The sequence below is a fragment of the Marinobacter sp. G5_S1_61_S3 genome (assembly GCF_054968585.1).
The window spans coordinates 33754-42083 of the sequence record NZ_JBQKUK010000026.1; the positions used below are offsets into that span (position 1 = coordinate 33754).

Annotated in this window: 8 protein-coding genes; 3 read left to right on the forward strand and 5 right to left on the reverse strand. The window is 59.0% G+C overall.

The features are described from left to right. The first annotated feature begins 8 nt into the window (after positions 1 to 8). Both ACTRWH_RS19715 and slmA read left to right on the forward strand, forming a co-directional pair. Positions 9 to 818: a thiazole synthase gene (locus tag ACTRWH_RS19715; protein WP_085678789.1), complete on the forward strand. Its 810-nt coding sequence runs from the start codon at positions 9 to 11 to the stop codon at positions 816 to 818. 174 nt (positions 819 to 992) lie between these two features. Then, positions 993 to 1589 carry a nucleoid occlusion factor SlmA gene (slmA, locus tag ACTRWH_RS19720; protein ID WP_075194234.1) on the forward strand — a complete coding sequence of 199 codons (597 nt, stop codon included), beginning with the start codon at positions 993 to 995 and terminating at the stop codon, positions 1587 to 1589. On the opposite strand, the gene ACTRWH_RS19725 is transcribed toward slmA, so the two are convergent. The 3 genes from ACTRWH_RS19725 to ACTRWH_RS19735 form a co-directional block, all read right to left on the reverse strand. Then, positions 1580 to 2404 (reverse strand): inositol monophosphatase family protein, encoded by an 825-nt coding sequence (locus tag ACTRWH_RS19725; protein ID WP_041336399.1) that lies wholly within the window; start codon positions 2402 to 2404, stop codon positions 1580 to 1582. The genes slmA and ACTRWH_RS19725 overlap by 10 nt on opposite strands. Positions 2405 to 2453: 49 nt before the next feature. Next, the gene (locus ACTRWH_RS19730; RefSeq protein ID WP_036210999.1) at positions 2454 to 3749 is read right to left on the reverse strand and encodes a pyridoxal phosphate-dependent aminotransferase; all 1296 of its coding nucleotides are present in this window, start codon (positions 3747 to 3749) and stop codon (positions 2454 to 2456) included. A gap of 92 nt (positions 3750 to 3841) precedes the next feature. Beyond that, positions 3842 to 4582 (reverse strand): transporter substrate-binding domain-containing protein, encoded by a 741-nt coding sequence (locus ACTRWH_RS19735; RefSeq protein ID WP_462826764.1) that lies wholly within the window; start codon positions 4580 to 4582, stop codon positions 3842 to 3844. A gap of 186 nt (positions 4583 to 4768) precedes the next feature. On the opposite strand from ACTRWH_RS19735, the gene ACTRWH_RS19740 reads away from it, so the two are divergent. Continuing rightward, on the forward strand, positions 4769 to 5431 hold the full coding sequence (locus ACTRWH_RS19740; RefSeq protein ID WP_051947072.1) for a response regulator: 663 nt from the start codon (positions 4769 to 4771) through the stop codon (positions 5429 to 5431). A gap of 5 nt (positions 5432 to 5436) precedes the next feature. Here the strand turns inward: ACTRWH_RS19740 and ACTRWH_RS19745 are convergent, their stop codons facing one another. After that, on the reverse strand, positions 5437 to 7179 hold the full coding sequence (locus ACTRWH_RS19745; protein WP_462826765.1) for an ATP-binding protein: 1743 nt from the start codon (positions 7177 to 7179) through the stop codon (positions 5437 to 5439). 76 nt (positions 7180 to 7255) lie between these two features. Continuing rightward, positions 7256 to 8330, reverse strand: a 1075-nt coding sequence (locus ACTRWH_RS19750) for a lipase secretion chaperone (RefSeq protein ID WP_462826766.1), incomplete at its 5' end; no start/stop codon positions are given.

Genomic DNA, 8330 nt, shown 5'->3' on the forward strand with positions numbered 1-8330 from the left:
TGTAAAGCATGAGTGACAGTTCTGAAAGACCGCTTCCCGAAGACAAGCCGCTTGAAATCGCCGGTCGGGTATACCAGTCCCGGTTGCTGGTAGGCACCGGTAAGTATCGGGACATGGCTGAAACCGGCCATGCGATTGAAGCCAGCGGTGCGGAGATTGTCACCTTTGCCGTGCGCCGTACCAATCTGGGCCAGAACCCGGATGAACCGAGTTTGTTGGACGTGGTATCCCCTGAGCGCTACACCATGCTGCCTAACACCGCTGGCTGTTACACCGCAAAAGATGCCGTGCGTACCTGCAAGCTCGCACGGGAGCTGCTGGATGGCCATGACCTGGTCAAGCTGGAAGTGCTGGGTGAGGAAAAAACCCTGTACCCGAACATGACCGAAACCCTGGTGGCCGCAGAGGAACTGATCCGCGATGGCTTCAAGGTGATGGTGTATTGCTCGGACGACCCGTTGCTGGCCAAGCGTCTTGAGGAAATGGGCTGTATCGCCATCATGCCGCTGGGCGCACCCATTGGTTCCGGCCTGGGTATCCAGAACCGCTACAACATCCGCCTGATCGTCGAGAACGCCAATGTACCGGTGTTGGTGGATGCCGGTGTAGGTACCGCTTCTGACGCAACCCTGGCAATGGAGTTGGGTTGCGATGGCGTGCTGATGAACACTGCCATTGCCCAGGCCCGGGATCCGATCCGCATGGCCAAGGCAATGCGCCTGGCCATTGAATCCGGCCGCGATGCCTATCTGGCGGGGCGTATGCCGAAGAAGCTTTATGCCAGCGCATCGTCGCCCCTTGATGGTACTTTCTTCTGATCAGGTCCAGAATTTCAACTGATGGTGCCAGTACAGGCGGGCGCATCCATTCGGGACACGCCGTGAATACGTCCCTGTAGGCTCGTAAAAAACATCCCTGTTTTTTACGGTCCCGAATGGATGCGCCCGCCTGCACCCAAATTCCGTAGATAAACAGAGCGCTGTAGTCCTGTTATGACAGAACAAAAAATCAGTCGCCGTGAAGCGATTCTTCATGCCCTCGTGGAGCTTCTGGAGAAAGATCCGGGAGCACGAATTACCACCGCTGGCCTGGCCAAATCCGTCGGAGTTACCGAGGCGGCCTTGTATCGACATTTCCCCAGCAAACGGAAAATGTTCGAGGCGCTGATCGAGTTTGCCGAGGAAGCGGTGTTCTCCCGTTGCCAGGTCATCCTGCAGGAACAGGAGGATGTTCGGGTTCGGCTACAGCAACTCGTGCATCTGGTGCTGGTGTTTGCCGAGCGCAATCCGGGGCTTTGCACGGTGCTGACCGGTGATGCCCTGATGGGGGAGAACGAAGCCCTGCGCAAGCGAGCGTCGCAGTTCTTCGAGCGCCTGGAAACCCAGGTACGCCAGGCACTCAAAGAAGGCGAGATTCGCCAGGGGTTGCGCCCGAGAACCAGTTCAGCTCGAGGCGCGGACTTTGTACTGGTGTTTATGGAGGGCCGGGTTCAGCGCTATGTCCGTTCCTCCTTTTCCCGATTACCCTCCAACGACTTTGAAGAGGCCTGGGGCCTGGTTTCAGAAGCGGTCTGGGGCGTTCAATCGTAGCCCGATGCCTTGCGCAGGATGTCACGAACCGACTCCCAGACCGCCGGGGCTGATATCAGAATATCCCGCCCCCACAGGTCCGCCGGATAACCCTCCGGCACCTCACTGAAATGTCCCGCCGTCGCACCCGCCTCCAGCGCAATCAACCGTGCAGCGGCAAAGTCCCATGGGCTGACGTTCTCGTAGTAGATGTCCAACCGCCCGCAGGCCACCCAGCAGATGTCCAGCGCCGCAGAACCGATACGGCGTAGATCCCGGCATTGATGAATCATCGCTTCCAACCGACTTATCAGGGGTTCAAGGCTGTCCTTGGTGTAGGGGAAGCCGGTCGCGAACAATGATTCCCTTGGCCGTGTCGCCCCACTGTGTTTGATGGGGTTGCCATTCAGGGTGGCACCGATGCCCCGCTTGGCACGGAAGGTTTCACCAGAAAACGGAGCGTGTACCACGCCTGCCTGCACCCGCCCCTTTTCCGCATAGGCGATGGAGACTGCCACCTGGGGGTGGCCGTAGGCGTAATTCACAGTGCCGTCGATGGGGTCGATGATCCACAGCGGAGTGTCTAGGTGTTCGGCCTGGCTCAAGTCCGGCATGGTTTCTTCGGAGAGGATGCGATGGTCGGGGAAGCGCTCGCGAATGGCGCCGGTGATCATCTCGTCGGCCATTACGTCGGCGTGGGTGACCAGCTCCGACTGCTGTTTGTAATCGGTACGAAGGGTGTTCTGTTCTCGTTCGTGCTTGATCAACTCACCGGCCTTCAGGGCCAGCTCTTCGGCGAATTCCGCAATGGCGGTAATGGCTTCCGGGTTAGACATGATGGCGCCCTCCGATCTGAAATGAGGGCGCCAGTCTATCATGACCCTGTTACAGGCCGGTGAGCCACTGCTCCATCTTGTCCATGGCTGTCACCAGTCGCGGACAGGCCTGTTTGACGAAATCGTCACTCAGTTCCTGTTCACCGTACTCTTTTCCGGCCAGCGCCAGAGCCTCAGCGCCGTCAAAGTCCACAAACGCGAGACGTGCGGCAAGGTGGTCCGGGACAAAGCCGAAATCACTGGCCGGCAGGATGGCCACACCGGTATTTTCCAGTAGCGACTGACACAGAGCCTGACTGGTTTTGATGTCGCGACGGGCCAGTGCTTCGCGGAAGTTGGAAAAGTCCGGGAACAGGTAGAACGCACCCTCGGGCTTTTGCACCACGGCCCCCATATCCGTCAGGCGGCGATGGAGGTATTCGCCTACCACCTTGAGCACCCGGCGTGACTGCTTCAAGTACTCATCCAGGTCTTCGCCACCATTAAACGCAGCAATGGCCGCATGTTGGATCGGAGCGCTGGTTGCGGTGTAGGTTTCGCTGGCGATGATCGCCATGGCGTCCTGCAAGGGGCGCAGCTCGGGCGGAAAAATAAACGTACCGAGGCGCCAGCCACCCGCGCCAGCCCACTTGCTCAGGCCAGTGCTGATAATGGTGCCTTCCGGGTAATAGCGGGCGATGGACTTGTGCCGTCCCTCAAAGTGCACTTCGCCGTATATTTCGTCCGACAGCAGGATCAGTTTGTACTTGCGAGCGACGTTGGCGATAGCCAGCAACTGGTCGTCTGTGTAGGTACAGCCCGTTGGGTTGGACGGATAGTTCATGATCAGGATACGTGGTCGTGACGGGTCGTCGCGGCAGATGATGTCCAACTCTTCCGCGGTCAGCTGCCAGTTGTTTTCCGCGTGTGTTGGCAACCAGTGTACTGAGCGGCCGATAATGCGTGCCTGCGGCGCGTAGGACACCCAGCTTGGGCGCGGGATCAGCAAGTCGCCATAATAGGCGAGCTGCAGCATGAACAGCAGCTCCTTGGAGCCGGGGCCAATCAGTACGTCTTCCCAGGTGCAGCGCATGCGCTCACTGCGGTTGATGTAGCCCGAAATCGATTCCCGCAGGGCCTTAAGGCCCTTCACCGGAAGGTAGTCCTTTTCATGGGCATGCTCGCGCAGGGCATCGACCACACGGTCGGGCACCGGAAATGGCGACTGGCCGAGCCCCAGCTTGATAATGTCCCGGCCTTCGGCGCGAAGCTGGTTACTGAGTTCGTTGATTCGGAGGGTGGCGGAGGGCTGAATGCCTCTGACGTTCAGGTTGATTGCGTAGCGGTGATCAGTCTGGATGTCCATGGTCCCGGTCTGTTGGTTGAGGGGTACAACCCGCAGTATAGGAAACCTTTATGCGCCTGTGTGGTTTCGCAGATAGGTGATTGCCGCAGACGCTAGTCGGAATTGCGGGTTTTCAGCTCGGCCAGCACCTTGTTGAATTCGTCGCGGAGCGCCTCCCCCTTCGGATGCTGGCGGGAGAATGCCGCCCGAAACCCCCGCACTTCGCCAACGGTTTGTGGCATTGCGGATACATTTGCCAGCTCCGGACGGTCGGCGATGTGTTTGTCGATCAGATACCGGCAGACGGTTTCCTCGCAGATGAACAGGTCGATACGGCCAAAGGCAATCATTTTCAGCCCCGTGAGTTCCGGGGATTCCTGGCTGATCTGAACAACCCGGGCGTTGCCGGCGGCCAGCCATTCCATGAACTCGGGGGCATAACTGTAGGACGCGGATAGCCCAATCCTCAGGCCGGCGAGATCATCCAGCTCCTGCCACTGAAGGCCCCGGTCGGAAAGGCTGAAAAATACATCCCGGGCCTCGCTGATGGGGTTGGTGAAGTAGTAGTGGCGGGCGCGGCTTGGCGAGTATGTCAGGGAGTAGATCAGGTCGGCGGTTCCAGCACGAGCGCTCGCTTCCGCCCGGGCCCAGGGTACAAGCCGGAAAACGGGGTCATAGCCCATCCTCGTCAGGACCTGGCGAAGGGTTTCCGTGTGGGTACCCTTCACCTCACCGTTATCCAGGTATTGGTAAGGCGGATAGATCGACGTGACAACCGTCATTGTGGGGCGGTCGGCATGGGCAATAACGGGAATGAGCACAGCGAGTAGAAGTGCCGGAAAACGTCCAGACATCAGTGCCTTGATCCAAGCAGGTGAGAAAGTGTCGTGGCGCCAGTATAGCGATTACACCCCGCACCTGCACAGGTGGTGGAAGGGGCATGCATCAAAACTGTTAAACAGCGAACGGTCGATTCCGGTTTTCATCCGTATAGTATTCCGCACCGCAGTAACAATAACAGCCATTTTGCGGAGAAACCCATGGACACCAGAACGGCTGATAACGCCGACTGTGCGCTACTGTCATCCGGAGACTGCCTTCCCCTGGCCCGCGTGCTGATCGTGGATGATCATCCATTTTTCCTGTTTGGAATTACGGCGATTCTTGAGCAGGAGCAACTCGCCCGGGAGGTTGCAACGGTAGCCTCGGTCGCGGACGCGGTGGACGATCTCCGTTCGCGGCCGGAAACCTCTCTTGTCCTGCTGGACCTGACATTGCAAGGGGAGGCCGGCCTGTCGTTGTTTTCCGAGCTTGAACAGATCGGGCTGCCGATTTCCGTGGTGGTCATCTCCAGCCGCGAGGACGAGGCCTCAGTACGAGCGGCACGCTCTGCGGGCGCCGTGGGGTTCCTGCCCAAGTCTGCTGGCCGCCGCTCGCTGCTTCGAATGGTACAGCGGGTCAGCAACGGCCAGTTGTTCTATCCGTCGTTGCCGTTTCCTTCCCTGAGCCCGGAGCACCTGACCCCACGCCAACTGGAGGTTCTTACACTCTTGGCGGATGGGCTTCCCAACAAGCGGATTTGCCAGGCCCTCGACCTCACCGAGCACACAGTGAAGACTCACCTGAAAGCGATTTTCACCCATTTAGGTGTTCACAACCGGACCGAATGTGTCGCCGAGGCAAGAGCGCTGGGACTGCTCTGACGCGGTCAGTCAGCAAGACGATCCAGTTGGGTAATCGCGGCTCGCAGTCTCATGGGTATCAGCGGTTTGTGCAGTACCCAGAGTCGGCGTTCAGAGTCGTAGCCCTGGGGAATCGTTGTATCAGCCGTCATCAGGATGCCACCGCGGACCGACTTGCGAGCGAAAAGCCGATCGTAGAGGGCATCGCCAGACATTTCCGGGAGGTGGACGTCACTGACCAGAATAGCGTTGGACGATGCGCCCCAACGGGTGATTGCCTGTTCCGCGCTGGCAACGCCTCTCACGCTGTAGCCCCAGGACGCTAGGGTTTCGCAGGTCCAGTGACGAGCCTCATCGTGATCCTCCACAACCACCAGTGAGGGTGAGTGAGCGGAAGGTGGAACAGCCGCTCCGGAAACGGACTCTGTTGTCTCTGGTGCGGGCGTTGCCGGCAGGAAAACCCGGAAACAGGCGCCTTGCCCTGGCGATGAACTGACGTTGCAATGTCCCTCCATCATGCCCGTCAGCTCATGGACAATGGCCAGCCCGAGCCCCAGGCCGGGGCAACTACGCTGGCGCTGACTGTTGCGAAAAAAGGGAGTGAAGATCTGCTCGAGGCTGCCGTCATCAATGCCCCGGCCATCATCCTGTACCTCGAAGCACAGCTTTCCGTTGTCCTGATGGGCTCGAAGATCAATGCGGGTGGCGTCGCTATGTTCCAGGGCATTCGTTACCAGGTTCTGGAGCACGCGGTGCAGCAACTGCGGGTCTGCAAACACCCCACTGCCGGTGGCGGGTTTATGGATGACTAGCTGCGCGCCCGGGCGTTGTACCTGCTCGCTAAACGTCTCAGATACCTGCCGTATGACCTGCCACGTACAAAGCCTGGTGGGCTCAGGGGAGATCATGCCCTCCTGGATGCGGGAGATATCCAGAACCGAGGCCAGCAGGTTGTTGAAATGGGTGACCGAGGATTTCAGTCGCGACACCAGCGACTGCTGTTCACCTGGCAGACCGTCAGCGGTGAGGTTTTCCAGAATCAGGCTGATGACATTCAGGGGTTGACGAAGGTCGTGGCTGGCGACAGTAATAAGTCGGGTCTTGCGGTGATTCTCCTGTTCGGCCTGTTGTTTGGAGGCGTTGAGCATCTGGCGATCCAAAAAGTGGGCTCTCTGACGGTGTTCACTGAGCCAGGACCCTACCATCCCGATGATGTTGGCAGTGCCGATGAAAAAACCGTTAATCATGAGTTGGTGAGCCCCCGAACCGGTGGCGTGCTCCACCCAAAGATAGGCAACGATAACCAGCAGGGAGGCTCCGGAAACCGTGCGAAACGGGATGCCCATCACGAAGTAGCCAAACATCAGCATCAGCAGGATGCCTTCATAGGGCAGTGGGTGGTTCTCCAGGCGTGCAAGCCCAATAATGCCCACCACACTGAGGCCGCCAACCAGATAGGCGAGTGCATAGATCTTAACGAAATGATCGTCGCGAATGTCTCGATAGGACAGCCACCACACGCCGATGATGACCGGGCAGGTGACCATAAGCCGAACTGCGATGGTATCCCGTGCGATGGCCGCGGGCAGCATCAGGGAATCCAGCAGGGTATATACCAGGAACAGCGTCAGCGCACTGGCGGAGACCAGCCGTGCGCGTGACCGTATGCCTTCGTCCCTGACTCTGCGATAGTGGGCTTCCAGCGCAGGCTCAAACCGCAGCCGTCGAAACCCGTTGGCCCGTTGATCCCGAAGCTGGGAAAAATTCATCGAGGACTGTCCGGTTGTCGTTGTCGTTACCTCCAGTTTACGCCGGCCAGACAGTCAGGAATGGCATTGGAGCACACTATGGTGATTGCGACTCCAATGCCCGCAGTCGGGCCCAGGTGCGGGTCTGTTCGGTATCAAAGTGCTGTTTCAGTAACCGGTTCTTCTGGGTTGTCCTGTCCTCTTCCGCCAACCCTGAGTTGTCCAGACTCGCCAGTGCCTGCTGGAACTGCTGGTATTGGCTGTCGAACTGTTCCCGTACCTCCATGTAGGCGACCACTTCTCTGGCCTGGGCATCATCAACGCCCAGTTCCCGGAGTCTGCGTCCGGCCTCGGAGGGTGAGTCGGCGTCGGATAACGCCTGTTGTCTTGCCCGGTGGTTCCCGCTTTCCTCAATCATGCGGGTTTCGGTGCGGCGGATGACCTCAGGAAGCTGCTGTCGATGCCATTCAGCCAGTGTATTTTTTGCTTCGGCGGACAGGTCGGTGCGCTGCTGGATATCAAGGGTGGCGAGGGTATAGTCGCCGTAGGCCTCCTCCAGCCCGAAAAAGGCCTCGTGAGTGTCGGCGGAGAACATGCGCCGGCGCAGCTGTTTCATGTCGGCCAATGCACCCTTGAGCATTTCCAACTGGTAGGCGGGGTCGTGCTGCCGGGCGGGGTCAAGGCCCTGGTTGCCAAGTGCCAGTGAGGCATCCTTGTACGCCAGGTACCGGTTGAGCAGGGCCATGGCTTCGCGGGCGGCGCTTTCCGGCAGACTCTGTTGGGCCAGGGTTCTGATCTGGTCCAGTGCCTGCTCGGCTGATACCTCACCAATGGTGTTCAGGAAGTAGTCGAAGAAGTCGCGGGTTTCCAGATCAACGATCAATTCGCCGTTGGCGTCGGCCCGTAAGTTGCCGTCGATATTGGTACCCGCGAGGGAGCTGGCAAACGGTTGGTCTCCCAGGCTATCGGGTGTCTGGTAGGGGATGGGCGTATCCTCGCCAACGGCAAGTGGCGCCTCGGTAATACCGGGTTCTGGTTGTTCTGAGGTCGTGGCGGGAGTGCTCGCCGCCTTTGTTATTGCTTCACCGCGTGGCTCGTCCGCCAACAGGAACCACACACAGGCAAACACCACCGGAACGGTCATGATCAGGGGAAGTAAAGCCTTCTTGTTC

Bases quoted from the DNA above. Each gene is read 5' to 3' on its own strand.
- ACTRWH_RS19715 (WP_085678789.1), top strand. From the start codon at position 9: ATGAGTGACAGTTCTGAAAGACCGCTTCCCGAAGACAAGCCGCTTGAA.
- ACTRWH_RS19725 (WP_041336399.1), bottom strand. From the start codon at position 2,404: ATGTCTAACCCGGAAGCCATTACCGCCATTGCGGAATTCGCCGAAGAG.
- slmA (WP_075194234.1), top strand. From the start codon at position 993: ATGACAGAACAAAAAATCAGTCGCCGTGAAGCGATTCTTCATGCCCTC.
- ACTRWH_RS19735 (WP_462826764.1), bottom strand. From the start codon at position 4,582: ATGTCTGGACGTTTTCCGGCACTTCTACTCGCTGTGCTCATTCCCGTT.
- ACTRWH_RS19745 (WP_462826765.1), bottom strand. From the start codon at position 7,179: ATGAATTTTTCCCAGCTTCGGGATCAACGGGCCAACGGGTTTCGACGG.
- ACTRWH_RS19730 (WP_036210999.1), bottom strand. From the start codon at position 3,749: ATGGACATCCAGACTGATCACCGCTACGCAATCAACCTGAACGTCAGA.
- ACTRWH_RS19740 (WP_051947072.1), top strand. From the start codon at position 4,769: ATGGACACCAGAACGGCTGATAACGCCGACTGTGCGCTACTGTCATCC.